This is a genomic window from Dyella sp., from assembly GCF_036568765.1.
Taxonomy (GTDB): domain Bacteria; phylum Pseudomonadota; class Gammaproteobacteria; order Xanthomonadales; family Rhodanobacteraceae; genus GSA-30.
In genome coordinates this window covers 28634-49168 of the sequence record NZ_DATCRY010000314.1, presented here as the reverse complement: position 1 = coordinate 49168, position 20535 = coordinate 28634, and the positions used below count along the sequence as shown (strand labels likewise).

Sequence of the window (20535 nt, the reverse complement as noted above, 5' to 3'; positions counted from 1 at the left end):
ATTGCAGGCTGCACCACGATTTCATCGCCCGCCGCAAGACTGCCGCCACATACAGTTCCGGCATAGCCACGGAACGAAGCATCCGGTCGATTCACCCATTGCACCGGCATGCGGAAATCCGCGGGCGCATCGGCTTGGGGCTGAACCGTCTCAAGCAATGTCAGCAGGCTCGGGCCCCGATACCAGGTCATGCGCGGCGATACCGTGCCGACGTTGTCGCCGTGCAGTGCCGCGACCGGCAGGCTGTGCACCTGAGCGATGCCCAAGGTCATGGCAAGCTCACGGTAAGACTGGACAACCCGGTCGTAGACCTCCTGGCGGTAGCCCACTCGATCCATCTTGTTGACCGCCAACACGACTTCGCGGACGCCAAGCAATGCGCAGATATATGTATGCCGGCGCGTCTGTGGCAGCACGCCTTTGCTCGCATCCACCAGCACCACAGCAAGTTCGGCATGCGAAGCACCGGTGGCCATGTTCCGGGTGTACTGCTCGTGCCCGGGGCAATCGGCCACAATGAAGCTGCGCCGCGTCGTATGGAAGTAGCGGTAGGCCACGTCTATGGTGATGCCCTGCTCGCGCTCGGCATCCAGGCCATCGGTCAGCAGGGAGAAATCGAGCGCTCCCGAAGTTCCGCCGTGCAACTTTCGGCTGTCTTGTTCGAGCGCGGCGAGCTGATCGTCCGGCAACATGCCGGCATCGTAAAGAAGGCGTCCGAGCAGGGTACTCTTGCCGTCATCGACGCTGCCGCAAGTAATAAAACGGAGCAATCCGGCCGTCATCAAAAGTAACCTTCCTGCTTCTTGCGTTCCATCGACGCATGCACGTCGTGATCGATGACCCTGCCCTGACGCTCCGAGCTGCGCGAGGTGACCATCTCATCGATGATCTTGTCCAGCGTATCGGCAGCCGACGCCACCGCGCCGGTCAGCGGATAACAGCCCAGCGTACGGAAACGCACCTGGCGCATCTGTATCGACTCATCGGGGCGTAGCTGGAGCCGCTCGTCGTCGACCATGATCAGCGCGCCGTCGCGTTCGATCACGGGCCGCTGCTCGGCAAAATAAAGGGGGACGACCGGAATATTTTCGCGGCGGATATACTGCCATACGTCCATCTCCGTCCAATTGGAGAGTGGAAACACCCGGGCGCTTTCGCCCTTGCGCAACCGGGTGTTGTAGGTGTCCCACAGCTCCGGACGCTGGTTCTTGGGATCCCACCGGTGCTGGGCGTTGCGAAAGGAAAAAATCCGCTCCTTGGCGCGGGATTTTTCCTCGTCGCGGCGCGCACCGCCAATGGCCGCATCGAAGCCGTACTTATCCAGCGCCTGCTTCAGCGCCACCGTCTTCATGACATCGGTGTGCACAGCCGCCCCATGTGTCAATGGCGAAATACCCTGGCGCAAGCCGTCTTCGTTGATGTGCACCAGAAGCTGGACGTCGCCCTCGGCTACGATCCGATCGCGGAAGGCAATCATCTCGCGAAATTTCCAGGTGGTGTCCACATGTAACAGCGGCATGGACGGTCGCGCGGGAAAGCAGGCCTTGCGCAGCAAATGCAGCAATACCGAAGAGTCCTTGCCGATCGAGTAAAGCATGACCGGGCGCCGGAACGACGCCATCGTCTCGCGAAAAATATGGATGCTCTCCGCTTCAAGCACATCGAGCCAGGACATCGAGGACATAGACCCTTTCGCGTAGTAAATCCAACAGTCGATCCATCGCGGCGACCATCGGGCAAATTTAGCCCAAAATCGCTCCCTTCACACGATCGCCACAAATACCTGGCACTCGATCGCAGGATGCTGCCGCTGCCATTTCAAGACCGAACCGAACATGTAAGATCCTGCTTATGAGCGCATCGAACGCGAAGGGAACAGCCCGACTCGATGTCGAAACCCAACCGCCGTGCTTGCGCATCGCGGGGGACTGGACGCTTGCCCATTACGCCGAGCTGGAAACGACTATCAGGCCGTTAGCCGCCGCCATAGGCGACGGCGTAACCGTCGATATGGAGCGCCTGGGCGCCCTCGATACCGCAGGTGCCTCCCTGCTTGTCGGCCTGCTCGGCGCAAAGCGGCTGGCCAGCCTGGCACAGGCCGTACCTTCGATGGCACCCGCCCGCCGCGCGCTGCTTCAGACGGTCGGCGATGCGCTCGATGCCTATTGCAAACCCTCGCCGCCCAAACGCCCCTCGTCGGTGATCGACCTGCTGGAGCGGATCGGTCTCGCGATGGAGACATTCTGGCGGCATGCCGTGGGACTGCTCGCCTTCATCGGCTTGACCCTGGAGACGCTGGCCCGCACGTTGCCGCGCCCGCGGCGCTGGCGTGTCACACCGCTGGTTGCCCATCTGGAGCAGACCGGCCTCGATGCGGTCCCGATCGTGGCCCTGCTGACCTTCATGGTGGGCGCCGTGGTGGCCTTCCTTGGTTCGACCGTGTTGGCCGATTTCGGCGCGACCATCTATACCGTCGACCTGATCGGTTTTTCGTTTCTACGCGAATTCGGCGTTCTGCTGACGGCCATCCTGATGGCCGGCCGCACCGCCAGTGCTTTTACCGCGCAGATCGGCTCGATGAAGGCTAACGAAGAAATCGATGCGATCCGCGCGATGGGTCTGGACCCGGTGGAACTGCTGGTGCTGCCACGCACGCTCGCGCTACTACTGGGTTTGCCGATGCTGACCTTCATCGCCATGATCGCCGGCCTGATCGGCGGTGGCGTCGTCTGCGCACTGACCCTGGATATCCCGCCGCCGATGTTCCTGTCGTTGCTCAAGTCCGATATCGGTGTGCGCCATTTTCTGATCGGCTTGTCAAAGACGCCCGTATTCGCCTTCCTGATCGCGGTGATCGGTTGCCTGGAAGGCTTCAAGGTCAGCGGCAGCGCCCAATCGGTAGGCGCACACACTACCTCGAGCGTCGTGCAGTCGATCTTCGTAGTGATTGTGATCGATGCACTGGCAGCACTGTTCTTCATGGAGATGGGCTGGTGAGCGCGCACCCGCCAGAAACGTCCGACGACGTCATCCAGGTCCGCGACCTGACCAATCGTTTTGGCGAACAAGTGGTTCATGAACACTTGGACCTTGACGTTCGCCGTGGCGAGATCCTCGGTGTGGTCGGCGGATCGGGTACCGGTAAATCGGTATTGCTGCGCTGTATCGTCGGCCTGCGCCGCCCGACCTCGGGACGCGTACATGTCTTTGGCGAAGACCTCCTGACCTTGCCTCCAGAGCGCCGCTCGCTGGTCGAGCGGCAATTCGGCGTGCTGTTCCAGAACGGTGCGCTGTTCTCGTCCCAGACGGTCGGCGAGAATATCGCCATGCCGCTGATCGAGCATGCCGGCCTCAAACGTGAGGAGGCGATGCACCTGGCTGGCGTGAAGCTCGCCCTGGCTGGCCTGCCGATGGGCACCGAGACGAAATATCCGGCGCAGCTGTCCGGTGGCATGGTCAAGCGCGCTGCCCTGGCTCGCGCGCTGGCACTCGATCCGAAAATCCTGTTTCTGGACGAACCTACCGCGGGGCTCGACCCGATCAGCGCAGCAGCATTCGACCGCTTGATCGTGACGTTGCGCGATGCGCTGGGCTTGACGGTATTTCTGGTAACGCACGACCTGGACACGCTCTATACCACCTGCGATCGCGTCGCCGTGCTGTCGCAACGCAAGGTCCTGGTGGCCGATCGTCTCGATACTGTCGCCCGCACAAACGATCCGTGGGTGCAATCGTATTTCCACGGCCCTCGCGGCCGTGCTGCCGAGGAAGCCGCTGCACGGCATTCCGGCTCAACGCACGAGGTGGATTGATATGGAAACCCGCGCACATCATGTCCTGATCGGCGCCTTCACTGTCATCGTGGTGGCCGCCGCGCTGCTGTTTGCGCTGTGGCTGGCCAAATCCAGCGCGGATCGCCAGTTCAGCGAGTACGACATCGTCTTCAATGAAGCCGTTACGGGCCTCTCCCAGGGCAGCGCCGTGCAATACAACGGCATCAAAGTGGGCGACGTAACGCATCTGCGCCTCGATCCGGCCGATCCTCGCCGCGTACTGGCACGGATCCGCCTTCGCGGCGACACGCCAGTGCGTGTCGACACCCATGCCAAGCTGGCACTGACCGGCGTTACCGGCCTGGCCATCATCCAGCTCAGCGGCGGCTCTCCCGACAGCCCGCCCCTGACAACCACAGACGGCAATGTGCCCTCGATCGTTGCCGACCCATCGCCGCTGGCCAAGCTGTTGGCCAATGGCGAAGACCTGATGACCAACATCAATGAAGTCGTCGCCCGCGCCAGCAAGCTGCTCTCGCCGGAAAACGTCGACCGCATCGATCACACTCTGGAGCATCTCGACCAGGCTACCGGCGTGGTCGCCGACCAGCGCGAAGACATCCGCCAGCTGCTGCGCGAACTGGCTACCGCCAGCAAACAGGCCAATGCCACGCTGGCTCAGACCGAACGGCTGGCCAGCAACGCCAATACCCTGGTCGACGGTCAGGCCCGGGCAACGCTCGAAAGCGCCAAGAACGCCATGGCCTCGCTCGAGCGCGTCACAGCAAGCGTCGACAAGATGCTCAACGACAACCGCGACGCGCTCAATGGCGGCCTGCAGGGACTCAATGAAGTCGGCCCGGCCGTACGCGAGCTGCGCGATGCGGCCGGTTCACTACGCGGCATCACCCGCCGCCTCGACGAAAACCCGGCCGGCTTCCTGCTCGGTCGCGAACGCAGCAAGGAGTTCGTGCCATGAGGATGATCCGCCGCGCCATCTCGATCTCGCTGCTGCTCTCACTTGCCGCCTGCTCAGTGCTACCCAAGGCCGAATCGCCAAGCATCTATCGCTTGCCGGCATCCGCCATCCCGCGTAACCAGGCTCCAACACTCGGCCGGTCACTACGCATCGACACGCCGCAAGCCGAACGCATGATCGACAGCGCGCGCATCGTCGTGCTGCCGGAAGACAACGTGATCAGCAATTACCAAGGGGCGCGCTGGAGCGATAACGGCCCTACCTTGCTGCGCAACCGCCTACTCGATGCCTTCCGTGACGATGGCCGCATTGCTGCTCTGAGCAGCGACGACGCGGGACTGCAGGCCGACGATAGCCTGAGCGGCGATCTGCGTGCCTTCCAATCAGAGTATCGTGGCGGCCTGCCGACGGTAGTGATCCGCTACGACGCCCGCCTGGTGCATACCAATGGCTTGCGCATCGTCGCTGCGCGCAGCTTCGAGGTGACCGAGCCAGTCAATGGCAAAGCCGTGCCGGAAGTCGTCGCCGCGTTTGGCCGCGCCAGCGATAGGCTGGCATCGCAAGTCGTGGATTGGACGTTGCATCAATCTACGCGCTAGCACCGATCAAGCGAAAGGTCAGATGAGTCGAGGCGCCTCCAGCCCCGGCATCTTGGGTAGATCGTGCCGGTAGTGACGCTGCGTGTCTCCGCTCATGCATAGCACGCTACCCGATGGCAGCTCCAGCGATCGAGCCGCTGCTTTGCCTTCACGCGGACGGAGGCGGAACACCCGTGTCGCGCCCAGACTGACCGAAGCGATCGTCGGGCGCGCGCCCAACTCCGGCTCATCGTCGCTATGCCAGCCCATCGAGTCCCGGCCATCCCGATACAGATTGGCCAGGACGCTGTTGAAGCGTGTCCCGCACAAGCTTTCCAATCGCGCACGCAACGATGCGAGGCTGGCGGTCCATGGCCGAGGCTCGAAACGCGTACGTGAATAAACGTAGGTCGCTTCCTGATCGCCGATCCAGCAGCTCAGGCGCGGCGAATCGACCTCTCGGCCAAAGATGCGGATGCGATGGATCTCCCAAGGAATTTCTTCGCGCAATGCGCGAAACAACCGCTCCGCATCGACAGCCGACATCCAGCCGGGCAACAACCGCAACTCGGCCCCCGGCAGATCGATGGCCTGCCACTCCGACGCTTCGTGATGAAACAAGGGCATGTCGAACAACGACTCGGAATCAGGCGATCGCTGGATAGGCAGGCTCCGCATCCAGCGTTGCCGCGCACACTGCCGCCAATTCGAGCAGGCGCAGATCCGAACCACGCGCACCGACCAGTTGCATGCCGATCGGCCGGCCATCTGGCAACATACCCATCGGGATGCTGACTGCGGGGCAGCCTGCCAAGCTAGCGAAGCCTGTCAGATCGGCCTGCGAATCGGGCGCCTCCGTACCGAGCGGAAACGCGCCCTGTGGCGTAGTCGGCATGACCAGGACGTCGACCTGGGAAAAGAGCCGACGCATCTTGAGCGTAGCGATGTCGAGCACGCGATCGGCCACGGCGTAATCGGCCGCACTCTTGTTCGCGGCGTAGTCGAGCATCTGACGGAAACGAGGCGATACGGCCGGCTCGGCACTTTGCAGTTCGGCGGCGAAAGTACTCAACATCTCCGCCTCCATCAGCAACAAACCGGCACGGCGCGTGCGCGCAAAATTCCAGTCGGCAAAATCCACGATGCGACGCTCACCCAGCTCGCGCGGCAGCTTGGCCAAGGCAGCTTGGAATACTTCGATGACCTCCGGTTCAACGCCAGCGCCCGCCAGATCGTTCAGAAGCCCTGCGCGCAGGTTGCCGGGCTCCCAGTCCGGTGGAGAGAACGCCACCCGGCGACGACGCGAACGCGGATCGTCCGCGTCGTAACCGGCCAGGACCTGTAGAAGGACAGTCAAATCGTCCACACTACGCGCCAACAGGCCAACGGCATCCAGCCGACGTGCTGCCGGAACCATGCCGCGCGCGGAAATCTCGCCATGCGTGGGCTTGAGAGCATAGATGCCGCAATAGCTGGCGGGGATGCGAATCGAGCCCAGGCTGTCCGAACCCACTGCCGCAGCGGCCAGACCGGCGGCCACCGCCGCCGCCGCACCGCCTGACGACCCACCGGCACTGTAACCGTGCCGATAAGGATTATGGGTGGGACCGAAATGGGGATTATCGGTCGCCGCGCCCAGGGCGCCCTCATCCATGTTGGTCTTGCCCAGCAGGACCGCACCCGACGCTCGCAGCCGCGACACCACATGGGCATCGTCTTCCGCTGGCATCCTGCGCCCTGCCAGACCGGCCCGCGTCGGCCAGCCGGCCACATCGAAATTGTCTTTCAGAGCGATGGGAATACCATCCAGGCGCCCGATAACCCCGTCGCGGCGCCGGTGCTGCGCGGCTCGCGCCTGTTCCTGCACCAATCCCGGCACGATCTCCAAATAGGCGTTCAATTCGGGGTTGATGCGTTCGATGGCATCCTGGTAGACCTCCGCCAGCGATTCGGGCTGGGTGCGCCCCATAGCCAGCCAGTGCAACAACTGGCAAACGCTGGCTCGACGCAACTCCTGGTCGGTGACGGGCGGCAAAGTACTCATGAACGCTCCCTGGGAGATTTGGCCCGATTATCGCTGGCCGGCGTGAAACGTTTGCAAGCCGTACCGCAGCAGAAACGCCCTGCGTTGCCCCGAGCGCCACGAAACCGGACAATGACCGTTTATCCGTACCCGCCAGCACGGTGAGCCGTGCCAGCACGATTGGAGTCCGCCATGAGCGAACGCGAAACGATGGAATACGACGTGATTGTCGTCGGCGCAGGCCCTTCCGGCCTGGCCTTCGCGATCCGCCTGAAGCAGATCAAGCCGGAGATCACCGTGTGCGTGATCGAAAAGGCCTCCACCATCGGTGCGCAGATCCTCTCCGGCGCGGTCATCGAGCCCCAACCGCTCGATGCCCTGCTTCCCGGCTGGCGCGATACCCCCCCGCCGGTCTGCATTCCGGCCAAGGAGGACGAATTCTGGCTGCTCAGCAAGACCGGCGCGCGCAAGCTGCCGATTCCGCCGGGCATGCACAACCAAGGTAACTTCATTGTTTCGCTGGGCGCGATGTGCGCCTGGCTGGCCCCGCAAGCCGAAGCGCTGGGCGTGGATATTTTCCCGGGCTTTGCTGCTGCCGAGAACATCTACAACGACGACGGTTCGGTTGCCGGAGTACGCATCGGCGACATGGGCGTAGCCAAAGACGGTACGCACAAGAGCGGGTACACCCAGGGCATCGACATCAAGGCCAAGCTGACGGTACTAGCCGAGGGCGCCCGCGGGCACCTGACCAAGCAATTGATCAAGCGCTTCCAGCTCGACAAGGAAAGCGACCCGCAGGGCTATTCCATCGGCATCAAGGAGCTATGGCAGGTGCCGGCAGGACGCGTGCAGCCGGGAAAGATCGTGCATAGCTTCGGCTGGCCGGCAGACAACCATACCTACGCCGGCAGCTTCCTCTATCACCTGGACAAAGACCGCATCGCTCTGGGTTATGTCAGCGGCCTGGATTATAGCGATCCCGACTATCAGCCGTGGGAGGCCTTCCAGCAATGGAAGAACCATCCGACCGTCAAATCCTTGCTTGAGGGCGGCACGATCCTTTCGGCCGGCGCACGCGCCATTGTCACCGGCGGCTATCAATCCCTGCCGAACGTGGAAATGCCAGGAGCACTACTTATCGGCGATACCGCCGGCCTGCTCAACGTGCCCAAGATCAAGGGTACGCACCAGGCCATCCGCTCGGGCATGCTCGCTGCCGAGCATGTCGCCGATTCGTTGAGTAGCGCAGGCTGGAACGCCAAGCTGCGCGGCTCGGAGGTCATGGTCGAACTCAAGAAAGTCCGCAACATCAAGCCCGGCTTCAAGAAAGGCCTTTGGTGGGGCATGCTCAATGCGGCCTGGGAAACCGTTACCGGCGGCGCATCGCCCTGGACATTGAAGAACAAGGCCGATTGGAATGCCCTGCACAAGCTCGGCCAGCAAGAAGAGCCAAAGCGCGATTACGCGCAGCGCGATCTTGCCCCGCGCGATCGCTTGGCCGGTGTGTATTTTGCCGCCACCGAGCACGATGAGGACCAGCCCATCCACTTGCGCGTGGCCGATACCACCATCTGTATCGATCGCTGCACCACCGAGTACGGCAACCCCTGCCAGCGTTTCTGCCCCGCCAATGTTTACGAGATCGTCCAGGACGAGGCGGGCAAGCGCCTGCAGATCAACGCGGCCAACTGCGTGCACTGCAAGACGTGTGACATCAAAGACCCCTACCAGATCATCGACTGGGTGACGCCGGAAGGTGGGTCGGGACCGAATTACCAGAATTTGTAAAGGTACCCGCTCCGGCGGGATGCCTCGCTCCTCTCACTTCAACGCATCTGGCTCGGAAGAGCCGGCCTGGTGGTCAGCATCCGTCGCCAGCTTGACCTGTAGTGATGAAATCGAGAGTTCCGCATCTTCTGCGACCCAAATCCGCGTCTCGATGCGGCGCATGCCCCGTTGTACGTGGAAAGGAACGCGTATCAGCGGGTCGGTTTTTGGCGAAATATCGTCTCTCGTCGCCTTTGCAAGCGTTGTGGCAACCCCGTTGGCCACAACATCGATGTCGACCTTGCCCTTGTCTCCGATCAACTTTCCTTTTATCTCGAGATAATAATCCCCGGGAGCAAGGACCTGGTACGGCCCGAAGAAAAGGAAGCCGGCCCGATGATCTGTCCTGAACTCTTTCGACGAGATGTCAAAATGGCCTACTTCATGGCCGAAACGAGTTGACGAAAGCTCGGGCCATTCGAATGGAGGCAAGCTTGGGCACATGGCTTTTGCTTGCTCCCAATGGGCGACACCCTGTTGCTCGATCGCCTGTCGCCCCTGGGCACTCAACGTCAAGACACCGTAGAGCGGGCCATCGACAAACATGAAGTCTTTGTCTTCGCGCAGGCACCGCAATACCACGGACATCTGCTCACGTTGGGCCGAAATCGCACTCGGATCCGGCGGCCACGTGTCCGCATTGCGCAGCATGTCGATAAACGGAAACACCGCAGCATCGACCTCACCTCGCGCCAATAGAGATCGCGTGTCATCGACGAAATCGAGTGCAGAGGCATCCGGCGTAAGCGCCAGGAACGTTGTGCTCCAACGGCGGATGGCAATCGCTACGTTCTTGTCGCCCCCCACGTTCAACGTATCGAATTTGTTGAACGCACCAAGATAATTGGCGAGAAAGTCGTTGCCACGCGGCAGGAAGGCAACCTTGCGATAGCCCTTCAGCGACTCGCCCATCGGATCGGACAGATCGCGCTTCAGCGCGAAAAACTCATCCCGACACAGGACACCTGACGCCACCCTGATGGGGATGTTGGGCATACATACAGTCAGAAAAACCAATGATGCTATGGCATAAGCCAGTACCGGCCGACGCTCCTGTTGCGAAGCCAGTAAAACGATAGTCAGTCCCCACAGCCCCAGCATGCCAAGTGCGAGCCACCGATAGGATGCTCGCATGTTGTCGAAAGCCGTCACATGCTTGGATATCCAGGCGCTGCCCGTCGATCCGCTCGCATAACTTGCATCCATCAGGCCGGCAATCTCGCCCTTCGGTTTCACCGAGTTCACTTTCAGCGATGGGCCAAGAGCGAAATAGATTCCGAACAATGCGATGGCAACTAGATATTTTGCCTTTGGCTGGCGCCGCCCAAACCACAAGCCGCAAATAGCGGTCAGGATCAGCGGTAGACAATACGTCGTGTTCCAAACCGATGGATCGCCGAACAAGGTATCTGGATCGTAATTCGTGCTGAGACCCAGATGGCCCCATAACCAGATGATGTCCTGGTCCGGGACGACCAGCATTTTCAGATCGGCCCCAAACGCACGAAAGAAGTCGATCGGCGACGGTTCGAAATGCCTCACTCCTTCGTACTTCATGTAGAGGAGCGCAGCCACTCCAAATCCCATCGCCATGGTCGGCGCGACCACACGAAACAGATAGCGGCGAGAGGGGGCGTGGGATATGAACCTGAAGATCCCATACAAGCTTGCCGCAACGAAAAACAGCACGAATGTATAGCCATCCATGAAAGCGGCCAGCAAGGCGACGCCAAAGAAAATGCTCATTCTTCGCCAAGGAAGGCGCTCCGAGTGGCTTGCCGCTACTTCAATCAGTGCGATTGCCGCGTATAGATACGTTGGGAGCAACGCGAATCCGAGCGACAGCATTGAGTATCCGCTATGCACCCACACCATGGGCAGACAGACCCATACGACGGCGGCAGCAATCCTCAGTACTCCGTTGACGCCTAACTGACCCGCCAGCTTCGTCGCCCCCCAGAAAGCGAGTGCAAGATACAGGAGAGCCATGATGCTGTAAGCATCGACTGCTGCGACCGGCAACAAGAGCAGGATCAGTGACTCGAGGAAACCACCGGCCAGTCCAAAGGCCATCGGCGACCGGGCCGGCATTCCGAAATCGTGCGCATATATGGAGGGCCAACCACCATTGACGAACGATTGGGCAAAGCCGGAAGTCCACATCATCTGTCCGAGGCTTGCGGACGAGTAGAACGGGATGGCTGCATAAATCAGCGCAGATAAGGTGAACCCGGCAAGCCAGCACATCACGTACGTCGCAATGGCAAGCCTGGAACGGCCATCGGCGCGGCTCAACGACACTTCATGATTTACAGACACGCTTCCCCCCAACGGCTTAACGATCAGTACCGACGTCCCCACGAGCGGCACCTGAGAAATTCATTCTGGTTGCAACAACGCCGATGAGCAGAAGACCGACGTCGCCAGCAAAACTGATTACCCGGAATGTTGCGGCCAATACCAGTATGTCTTCCTGCGCAAGCTGTCCGCGAAGCAGCAGGAGAAATACCGCTTCACGTACTCCGAGGCCTGCGGGCGCGCCGACGACCAAAAATCCTGCGACCCAACTGGCAGCCGCAGCCATGGCAAGAAGCGGCAACGGCACACCGCCCTCCACCAAAGCGTGCGCCGGGACCTCCATAGCCAGTGCCATACAACAGAAAAACGCGCAATACAGCGGAAAGACGCGAGCTATTGCCATCGGTCTTAGTGGAGGTGTCCACATCTGAAGCCATCGACTACGTGCACGCAATCCGCTCAATAAAACCGTCCCGAGATAAATCAGCAGCCAGGCAATCAGCAGACAGCCAGCTATGGAGGGACTCCACGTGAGATAGGCTCGCCACTGAGGCAAGGCTGGCCACGCCCAAGCCATTGCCGCAACGACCAGCATCGACGCTTCGGCAAGCGTTCCGAACAGCAACGCCACGTGCCCCAGCCCTATGCGGCGAAGCAGCACATGGCGACCGACATAGTGGGCGACGTTGCCAGGCGTGTACTTGGCAAATTGAGTCGTCGCGTAAACGGGAAATAGCCGCCCGTACGTTGCCGAGGATTCAAGCAAAGCGTTTTGCAATAGACACCATGCAGTGGCGACAAGACACAGGCCAAGCAAATAGACAGGTACGGCAACAGCAGCACCCCGGATAAGCGCCCCCCAATGTGCCGAGCTCGCTAACCGCGACCACGCTTCTTGATGTGCGAATTGCCAGACGACCCAGGCACAACCGACGACGGCCAGTATCGAGCCGAGCGGGCGTAGCCATGCCTTAAGCGCGACGGACACGGCAAAGCACCATGGTCCAGGGCAACGGAAATCTCGTCTCCACCACATCCAGGTGACGATCGAGCATGGCAAGAAACGCGGGTGCCGACCAATGCTGTACGTGCCCAGGCGTATTGCCCATATCACGGATATATCGCCCACGCGCAAGATTCAGCGCCCGCCATAAAGGTTCGCGCGGCACACTGACCAGAACATATTGCTGGCTAAGCTGAGACAGGATGCGAACGGCTGCATCCGGATCGTCCAAATGCTCCAGGACCTCGCAGCAAACCACCAAATTCGCAGGTTCAAGGCTCGTCGGATCATCGAAGATATCCTTTACGGCAAAGGGAATATCCAAGCCGGCTCGCATGGCGCGCCGCCTCGCCTCTGCAACGGCTTCAGGCGCGATGTCGCAACCTCTGATCTGCCAACCCGCTTGCGAAAGGCGCATTGACAGTTCGCCTTCTCCGCAACCGATTTCCAAAGCCCTGCCAACAGGCCCGGCCTTTTGAGCAAGGTGTTCGAAAGCGCCCAGGAATCCCCTCATCAATGCCCGAGCGATCGGATTTCGTGTGTGATATTTATCGTAATAGTTGCCGGCTGGCTGCATCCGGTCGCCCTTGCGCCACTCAGTCTTGCTTAAATAAAACGCGCTTCGAACCCAATAGGTGTACGAACGCACGCACCTGTGCCCGCAATTTTCTGCGCCCCCCCTGCGCAGCCAGCTCCAGACGCAGCCTTGATCCTGGCGGGATTTAGTGTGACTCTCGCTCTATGTAAGGTACTCGACAGCTTGTAACAAAGCCATTGTGCGGCGCACAACGGTTGCCACCCATGGCCCAGTTGTCCGTAGTCCAATCAGCAATGTCTTCGCCGGAAGCCGTCAACCATGGGTCCTCCTCTGCGCAAACTGATCATCCAGATCCCTTGCTTCAACGAAGCGGAAACACTGGGAGTGACCCTTGCGGCCCTGCCGCGTAGCGTGCCCGGATTCGACATTGTCGAATGGTTGATTATCGATGACGGATCCCGTGACGGCACCGCCGAAATTGCGGCTGCTCTTGGCGTCCATCATGTCGTCCGTCATCCGGTAAACCGAGGTTTAGCGGCGGCCTTTATGACCGGACTGGATGCGAGTCTGCATCGTGGTGCCGATGTCATCGTCAACACCGACGCGGACAACCAATATAACGCCGACGACATCCCGGCATTGACGCAGCCCATTCTCGACAGGGAAGCGGATATCGTCATTGGTGCTCGCCCCATCGATGATACGGAGCACTTTTCGTTCATCAAAAAGAAACTGCAGCGACTTGGCAGCTGGGCAGTCCGTATGGCCAGCCATACAGACGTGTCGGACGCTCCCAGCGGGTTCCGTGCCATGTCGAGGGAGGCCGCGATGCGCCTGAATGTATTCAACGAATACACCTATACCCTCGAAACCATTATCCAAGCGGGCTTGAGCAACCTGGCCGTCAAATCGGTACCCGTGAGGACAAATCCGGATCTGCGACCGTCGCGACTAGTCAAAAGCATCTACAGCTATGTCAGGCGTTCGTTAGGAACGATTCTGCGGGTATTCGTCACCTATCGCCCCTTGACGCTGTTCCTTTGGATCGCCTTTGCTCTTGGATCTATCGGCCTGATCGCTATTGCGCGTTTTATCTATTTTTACGTGCATGGCGACGGCAGCGGACATGTGCAGTCCCTGGTGCTTGCCTCCACCTGCCTGCTGCTTGCCTCCCTGCTTGCCGTCCTGGGCATCCTCGCCGATTTGGTAGCAGTGAATCGAAAGTTGCTGGAACGTGTGTTGTATCGCGTCAAACGACTGGAACAACGCATGCCCGACATAAGCCTGCGGCGGCCGAGCATCGCCCCACAGCTGACCGGGCATGCTCATCATCATCCCCATGCCCCGACACCGCCCTGCCCCGAACCGGCCATACAGCCGGGTTCCAAAGAGGTCTGAGCTTGCGTGATGGGGAGAGAGCTCTAGGGTTTCCGCTCAGAAACCGGCGTAGTCGCTACAATGGCTCCTCCCTGGCCCAGGCACGAAGCGCGCCAGCCCCCTACCCGAACACCTTCATGTCCGATCTTAGTTGGAGACTCCAGCGTATAGGCTTTTTCTTCCGCCGGCTGAACGGCAGCCTGGCGGCTCGCGGCTGGGCTGGCACATTGCAGCGAATCAAACAGGAACGCGTCCGGGCACGCGGAGCCAGGCTGGCATCTGAGCCCATCCTTAAGGACGAGCCCTCGATCTCCCCGACAACACGGCGCATCTTGATCGTGGATGCCATGGCTCCCGATCCGACGCGCGATTCCGGCTCGGTGCGCCTGCTGCATATTTTCGACGCTTTGCGCGCCGAAGGCTGGCACGTCGATTTTTTTGCCGACGACGGTATCGCAAGCACGGACGACATGGCTCGACTGGCCATGCTGGGGGTCAGAACCCATGGCGGCGACTTACGGCGCTGGCTCATCGATAAAGGCGCCGGACTGGATGCAGTGATGTTGTGCCGGTTACATGTCGCACGACAACACCTGGCGATCGTTCGAAAATATGCCCCGCAGGCCACGGTCGCTTTCGATACCGTCGATTTGCACTATGTTCGCGAGCGTCGCGCCGCTGTCGTCAGCGGCAGTTCGCGCATGCTTCGTCAGGCACAACGCTCACAACAACTGGAAACCGACGTTATCGGCGAAGCCGATGTGACTTTTGTCGTGAGCTCGGAAGAGCAGACCATTCTCTCCAAGGATATTCCTCAGGCACATATCGTGTTGCTGAGCAATATCCATGAACCTTCAAGACGAACCCGGGAATTCACCGAGCGCCGTGACTTGCTCTTCGTCGGGGGTTTCGGGCACCCCCCCAATGCCGATGCCATGCAATGGTTCGTGGCTGACATCCTTCCCCGCATCCAACAAGCGGAACCGGACATCAAGCTGCACATCGTCGGCGACATCGACGATCTCTCCAGGCAATGCATGGCCCGCGATGGCGTCATCGTGCATGGTCGTGTCGCGGATCTGCTTCCGCTCATCGAGGCTAGCCGGCTATCGGTCGCGCCATTGCGCTTCGGTGCCGGCGTCAAGGGCAAAGTCAATCAAGCCATGAGCCACGGCTTGCCGGTCGTCCTGACCACGATTGCCGCTGAAGGCATGCATATCACCCAGGACGTCGATGGCTTGCTGGCCGATACTCCTGAGGATTTTGCCGCCGCGGTCCTCAGAGCCTATCGCGACGAAGCGCTATGGCTACGCCTGTCCGATGCGGGCCCGGAAAACATCCGAGCGCATTTCTCATCGAATCTCGCCCGGCAAGCATTGCGGGCGGCGTTTCAAAACACACGCCGCCCCTAGCCTGAACAGCCTCCATCAACGCGGGCCAAGCGCCACGCTATAATCTTAGGCCAATTTGCCCGGGCAGGCCTAAATTCCCTGCTACATCAAGGACTCGCACATGAAAATTCTGGTCGGCTATAAGCGCGTTGTGGACTATAACGTCCGTATCCAGGTCAAACCGGATGCGACCGGCGTCGTTACCGACGGTGTCAAGCTCTCGGCCAACCCTTTCGACGATATTGCCCTGGAAGAAGCGCTTCGCCTACGCGAAAAGGGGATTGCCGAAGAAGTAGTGATTGTCAGCATCGGCCCCGCCGACCTTACCGCACACCTGCGCAACGGCTTGGCTATGGGCGCCAATCGCGCCATTCATGTGCAGACCGCCGATGCCATCCAGCCACTAGCCGCCGCGCGCGCGTTCCTTAAGCTCATCGAGAAAGAACAGCCCGGCCTGGTCATTCTCGGCAAACAGGCCATTGATGACGATGCCAATCAGACCGGCCAGATGCTGGCTGCACTCTGGGACCGTCCGCAGGCGACCTTCGCCAGCAAGGTGGATATTGCCGACGGCAAGGCCGTGGTGACGCGCGAGGTCGACGCTGGCCTGGAAACCATCGAGGCAGAGCTGCCTGCGGTGATAACGACCGACCTTCGCTTGAACGAACCCCGCTTCATCAAGTTGCCGGACATTATGAAGGCCAAGACAAAGCCCATCGATGTCATGGAGTTGGCCTCGCTGGGCATCGATCTGGGGCACAAGATCCATGCAACGCGCTTTACCGCCCCGGCCAAGCGCAGCAAGGGCGTCATGGTCAAGGATGCCGCCGAGCTAGTCGCGGCCCTTAAGCACAAGGGCCTGCTGTAAAGCAGCCAGAAGGAGACTATTCAATGAGCAAAATCCTTGTTATCGCCGAGCACCTCGACGGGAAACTGAACAGCTCGACAGCTCGCGCCGTCAGCGCGGCCAAGGCAGTCGCGCCGGAGGCGATCGACGTGCTGATCCTGGCTGACCGAGTCGAGACCCTTGCCGTTGACGCCGCCAAGATCGACGGCGTCAATCGCGTACTGACCGTCGAACGCTCAGAAAACGCGCACGCTCTGGCAGCGATGCTTGCGCCGCAGATTGCCAAGGTCGCGGCGTCCTATAGCCACGTTTTTGCCCCCTCGACGACCTTTGGCAAGGATCTCTTGCCGCGTGTGGCAGCACTGTTGGGCGTAGGCCAGGTCAGTGACGTCATCACGGTCGCTGGACCGCACGCGTTTACCCGCCCGATGTATGCGGGCAACGCCATCGTGGATGTCGAGGTTCCCGCAGAACAGATCGTTGTTGCCACGATCCGCACTGCATCGTGGCCAGCCGCTTCCATGTCGTCGGGCTCAGCAACGGTTGAATCTATCCAAGTAGACGTCGCGCTGCCGACTCACACACGCTTTGTCGAACTCAAGCAGGGCAAAAGCGATCGTCCGGATCTGCAGAGCGCCTCGCGGGTCGTCTCCGGTGGCCGTGGTGTAGGCTCCAAGGAAAACTTCGACATCATCTACAAATTCGCAGACAAGATTGGCGCTGCCGTCGGCGCATCCCGAGCGGCTGTCGATGCGGGTTATGTGCCCAATGAACTACAGGTCGGCCAGACCGGGAAAATCATTGCCCCTGAACTCTATGTCGCAGTCGGCATCTCGGGCGCGATCCAACACCTGACAGGTATCAAAGACGCGGGCACCATCGTGGCCATCAACAAGGATGGCGAAGCACCGATCTTTGAAATTGCGGATATCGGCTTGGTGGGAGATCTCTTCAAGCTGCTTCCGGAGCTGGAGCAGGCACTCTGAATATGGTGGCAACCATGCATGAGCTGCGCTGCTTCAAGGCTTACGATGTCCGGGGTCGCGTTCCGGACGAACTGAATGAGGACCTGGCCCGCAGAATCGGCAGAGCCACCGCCGAGATACTGGGCGAAGGTCCCGTCGTGCTCGGACGCGACGTTCGCCTGAGCAGCCCCGTGCTTCAGGCGGCACTGGCCGAAGGCCTGCTGGATGCCGGCCGCGATGTGATCGACATCGGCTTATGCGGCACGGAAGAGGTCTATTTCCAGACGCCGAACCTGAGTGCCGCTGGCGGCATCATGGTGACCGCAAGCCACAACCCCATGGACTATAACGGGCTCAAGTTCGTCCGCGAGGGCGCGCGCCCGATCAGCGGGGATAGCGGCTTGTTCACCATTCGTGACCAGGCGCAGCGCAACGCTTTTGCGCCAGTGCAGGCGCGCGGCAGCATTCGCAGTGCACCGGGCAAGAACGACTACACAAGTCACTTGCTCAGCCACATCAAGCGCGACGCACTCAAACCGTTGAAGATCGTGGTCAATGCCGGTAACGGTGGCGCGGGCTTAATCGTGGACCAGCTGGCCCCGCACCTTCCCTTCGAATTCATCCGTGTCCATCACGGACCCGACGGTAGCTTCCCGAACGGCATTCCCAATCCATTGCTGCCTGAAAATCGAAGCGCGACGGCGGACAAGGTCCGCGAACACGGCGCCGACATGGGCATTGCATGGGACGGCGACTTCGACCGCTGCTTCTTTTTTGACGCCGATGGCCGCTTTATCGAAGGCTACTATCTGGTAGGTCTGCTCGCCAAAGCAGCACTCGCCAGGCATCCGGGCGGGAAAATCATTCACGACCCCCGTTTGACCTGGAACACCATCGAAATGGTGGTCCAGGCCAACGGCATTCCTATCCAGAGCAAGACCGGACATGCGTTCATCAAGGAACGCATGCGCGCTGAAAACGCGATCTACGGCGGCGAAATGAGTGCGCATCACTACTTCCGCGAATTTGCCTATTGCGACTCCGGGATGATTCCCTGGCTGTTGATTGCCGAACTGGTATCGGCCAGCGGCATGTCGCTGGCGGAACTGGTCGAAGACCGCAAGCGCGCGTTTCCCTGCAGCGGCGAGATCAACTTCAAGATCGACGAAGACGCATCGAAAGTAGTGGATCGCGTGCTGTCGCACTTCGCCTCCGCGTCGCCGACCTTGGATCGAACCGACGGTGTGAGCGCGGACTTTGGCATGTGGCGCTTCAACCTTCGAAGCTCCAATACGGAGCCACTACTACGCCTGAATGTCGAATCCCGCGGGGATGAGGCACTAATGCACGATCGCACTCGAGAAATCGCCGATCTGATCGGCCCGTCTGGCCACGCCTGAGGACATACGATGAATATTCTTCCCATCATTCTTTCCGGGGGCTCAGGCACGAGACTGTGGCCGGTATCGCGCGAGGCTTATCCAAAGCAGTTTCTCCCACTCGTGGGGGAATCGACCATGCTTCAGGCCACGTGGCAGCGTATCGCACCGATCGCTACCGGCCAGCCCATCATTGTCGCCAATCAAGAACACCGCTTCATGGTAGCCGAGCAATTGCTTGAAGTTGGCGCAAAGCCGCAGGCGATCATTCTCGAACCTATCGGCCGAAACACCGCGCCGGCGATCGCCATCGCCGCGCTGGAAGCCATGCGCCAAGGCGAAGATGCACTTCTGCTGGTGCTTCCGTCCGATCATGTCGTGCAAAACGAAGCTGCATTTCATGCAGCTGTCCGTGCGGCGCTGCCGGTGGCATCGGAAGGCAAACTGGTCACATTCGGCATCGTGCCGAACAGTCCGGAAACCGGCTATGGCTATATCAAGGCGGTATCCGGCACAGGTGTCCGTGCTGTCGAACGCTTTGTGGAAAAACCCGATCTGGAGACCGCACGAACATATGTGTCGTCCGGAGAGTATTACTGGAATAGCGGCATGTTCCTGTTCAAAGCGTCGAGTTACCTTGCGGCGCTGGAGACATTCCAGGCACCCATGCTCAACGCCTGCCGCCATTCCTGGGAACAGGCCAAGCGCGACGACGACTTCGTAAGGCTGGACTCCGCGCTTTTTGCCGAGTGCCCTTCCGACTCCATTGACTACGCTGTCATGGAAAAAACGGATGCAGCGGCAGTCGTCCCGCTGGATGCCCAATGGAGCGATGTGGGCTCATGGTCGGCTTTGTGGGAGGCCCAGAAGCACGACGATCATGGCAACTCGCATCATGGCGATGTCATGGCCATCGATTGCCGTAATACGTACGCGCACGGCCAACGCCTGATTGCCATGATCGGCCTGGAAGATGTCGTTGTCGTCGAGACCGACGATGCCATCCTGGTAAGCGATAAGAATCGCGTGCAGGAAGTAAAAACCATCGTATCGAAGCTCAAGCAAGATGGGCGGTCTCAAGTTACCTGGCATCGCAAGGTATACCGCCCGTGGGGTGCCTATGACTCCATCGACAATGGCAATCGTTTCCAGGTGAAGCGCATCACGGTGAAACCCGGCGCCACCTTGAGCTTACAGATGCATCATCACCGTGCGGAGCATTGGATCGTTGTCAGCGGCACAGCCAAGGTGACGCGAGGCGACGAGGTCATACTGCTGACCGAGAATCAAAGCACGTATATCCCGCTTGGCGTAAAGCATCGCCTCGAAAACCCGGGACGCCTCCCTCTGGAACTGATCGAAGTGCAGTCGGGAAGCTATCTGGGAGAAGACGATATCGTCCGGTTCGAAGACGTCTACGGCAGGACAAGCTGATTCAACAGGCCCGATGTGGGGCGTCCTTTCAACTCACAAGGGAAGTAGCTTAGTTGTAGCCGGTGGGCGTTAAAATGGCCGCCGGCTTTACTCCGACAGCAGCCTCCCGTTGGCGCCAGC

At 60.3% G+C, this 20535-nt stretch carries 18 protein-coding genes; 11 read left to right on the top strand and 7 right to left on the bottom strand.

The features are described from left to right. Together VIM98_RS19740 and cysD are read right to left on the bottom strand one after the other, a co-directional pair. Window positions 1-782, bottom strand: a 782-nt coding sequence (locus VIM98_RS19740; protein ID WP_331994812.1) for a sulfate adenylyltransferase subunit 1, incomplete at its 3' end; no start/stop codon positions are given. Next, window positions 782-1684 carry a sulfate adenylyltransferase subunit CysD gene (gene cysD, locus VIM98_RS19735; protein WP_331994811.1) on the bottom strand — a complete coding sequence of 301 codons (903 nt, stop codon included), beginning with the start codon at window positions 1682-1684 and terminating at the stop codon, window positions 782-784. The genes cysD and VIM98_RS19740, both read right to left, overlap by 1 nt. 167 nt (window positions 1685-1851) lie before the next feature. Here cysD and VIM98_RS19730 point away from each other — a divergent pair, with 167 nt between their 5' ends. The 4 genes from VIM98_RS19730 to VIM98_RS19715 are packed head-to-tail and all read left to right on the top strand — an operon-like array spanning window position 1852 to window position 5351. Then, window positions 1852-2997: an ABC transporter permease gene (locus VIM98_RS19730; protein WP_331994810.1), complete on the top strand. Its 1146-nt coding sequence runs from the start codon at window positions 1852-1854 to the stop codon at window positions 2995-2997. Next, the gene (locus VIM98_RS19725; RefSeq protein WP_331994809.1) at window positions 2994-3812 is read left to right on the top strand and encodes an ABC transporter ATP-binding protein; all 819 of its coding nucleotides are present in this window, start codon (window positions 2994-2996) and stop codon (window positions 3810-3812) included. The genes VIM98_RS19730 and VIM98_RS19725 overlap by 4 nt, the downstream gene beginning before the upstream one ends. Window position 3813: 1 nt before the next feature. Then, on the top strand, window positions 3814-4752 hold the full coding sequence (locus VIM98_RS19720) for an MlaD family protein (protein ID WP_331994808.1): 939 nt from the start codon (window positions 3814-3816) through the stop codon (window positions 4750-4752). Further along, entirely contained in the window at window positions 4749-5351 is a 603-nt protein-coding gene (locus VIM98_RS19715; RefSeq protein WP_331994807.1) for an ABC-type transport auxiliary lipoprotein family protein, read from the top strand. The genes VIM98_RS19720 and VIM98_RS19715 overlap by 4 nt, the downstream gene beginning before the upstream one ends. 18 nt (window positions 5352-5369) lie before the next feature. Here VIM98_RS19715 and VIM98_RS19710 read toward each other — a convergent pair whose 3' ends face one another. Both VIM98_RS19710 and VIM98_RS19705 read right to left on the bottom strand, forming a co-directional pair. Continuing rightward, window positions 5370-5957 carry an alpha-ketoglutarate-dependent dioxygenase AlkB family protein gene (locus tag VIM98_RS19710; protein WP_331994806.1) on the bottom strand — a complete coding sequence of 196 codons (588 nt, stop codon included), beginning with the start codon at window positions 5955-5957 and terminating at the stop codon, window positions 5370-5372. A 19-nt stretch (window positions 5958-5976) separates the two neighbouring features. Beyond that, window positions 5977-7374, bottom strand: a complete 1398-nt coding sequence (locus VIM98_RS19705) for an amidase (protein WP_331994805.1) — start codon at window positions 7372-7374, stop codon at window positions 5977-5979. A gap of 171 nt (window positions 7375-7545) precedes the next feature. On the opposite strand from VIM98_RS19705, the gene VIM98_RS19700 reads away from it, so the two are divergent. Then, window positions 7546-9144, top strand: a complete 1599-nt coding sequence (locus VIM98_RS19700; RefSeq protein ID WP_331994804.1) for an electron transfer flavoprotein-ubiquinone oxidoreductase — start codon at window positions 7546-7548, stop codon at window positions 9142-9144. 33 nt (window positions 9145-9177) lie between these two features. On the opposite strand, the gene VIM98_RS19695 is transcribed toward VIM98_RS19700, so the two are convergent. The 3 genes from VIM98_RS19695 to VIM98_RS19685 are packed head-to-tail and all read right to left on the bottom strand — an operon-like array spanning window position 9178 to window position 13133. Then, a complete protein-coding gene (locus tag VIM98_RS19695; protein WP_331994803.1) occupies window positions 9178-11478 on the bottom strand; it encodes a hypothetical protein in 2301 nt (766 codons plus the stop codon). Window positions 11479-11518: 40 nt separating this feature from the next. Beyond that, window positions 11519-12469: a lysylphosphatidylglycerol synthase domain-containing protein gene (locus VIM98_RS19690; protein WP_331994802.1), complete on the bottom strand. Its 951-nt coding sequence runs from the start codon at window positions 12467-12469 to the stop codon at window positions 11519-11521. After that, window positions 12453-13133: a class I SAM-dependent methyltransferase gene (locus VIM98_RS19685; RefSeq protein ID WP_331994801.1), complete on the bottom strand. Its 681-nt coding sequence runs from the start codon at window positions 13131-13133 to the stop codon at window positions 12453-12455. Before VIM98_RS19685 ends, VIM98_RS19690 begins: the two co-directional genes overlap by 17 nt. 207 nt (window positions 13134-13340) lie before the next feature. Between VIM98_RS19685 and VIM98_RS19680 the strand changes: the two genes are divergently transcribed. The 6 genes from VIM98_RS19680 to VIM98_RS19655 all read left to right on the top strand — a co-directional run bounded on the left by VIM98_RS19680 (window position 13341) and on the right by VIM98_RS19655 (window position 20415). Next, window positions 13341-14420 (top strand): glycosyltransferase family 2 protein, encoded by a 1080-nt coding sequence (locus tag VIM98_RS19680; protein WP_331994800.1) that lies wholly within the window; start codon window positions 13341-13343, stop codon window positions 14418-14420. A 116-nt stretch (window positions 14421-14536) separates the two neighbouring features. Next, window positions 14537-15811: a glycosyltransferase gene (locus VIM98_RS19675; protein ID WP_331994799.1), complete on the top strand. Its 1275-nt coding sequence runs from the start codon at window positions 14537-14539 to the stop codon at window positions 15809-15811. Window positions 15812-15911: 100 nt separating this feature from the next. Further along, complete coding sequence (locus tag VIM98_RS19670; protein WP_331994798.1) at window positions 15912-16658, top strand: electron transfer flavoprotein subunit beta/FixA family protein; 747 nt, start codon at window positions 15912-15914, stop codon at window positions 16656-16658. A gap of 23 nt (window positions 16659-16681) precedes the next feature. Next, the gene (locus tag VIM98_RS19665; RefSeq protein ID WP_331994797.1) at window positions 16682-17623 is read left to right on the top strand and encodes an electron transfer flavoprotein subunit alpha/FixB family protein; all 942 of its coding nucleotides are present in this window, start codon (window positions 16682-16684) and stop codon (window positions 17621-17623) included. A gap of 14 nt (window positions 17624-17637) precedes the next feature. Then, window positions 17638-19002 (top strand): phosphomannomutase, encoded by a 1365-nt coding sequence (locus tag VIM98_RS19660; protein WP_331994796.1) that lies wholly within the window; start codon window positions 17638-17640, stop codon window positions 19000-19002. A 9-nt stretch (window positions 19003-19011) separates the two neighbouring features. Beyond that, a complete protein-coding gene (locus VIM98_RS19655; RefSeq protein WP_331994795.1) occupies window positions 19012-20415 on the top strand; it encodes a mannose-1-phosphate guanylyltransferase/mannose-6-phosphate isomerase in 1404 nt (467 codons plus the stop codon). The last annotated feature ends 120 nt before the right edge of the window (window positions 20416-20535 follow it).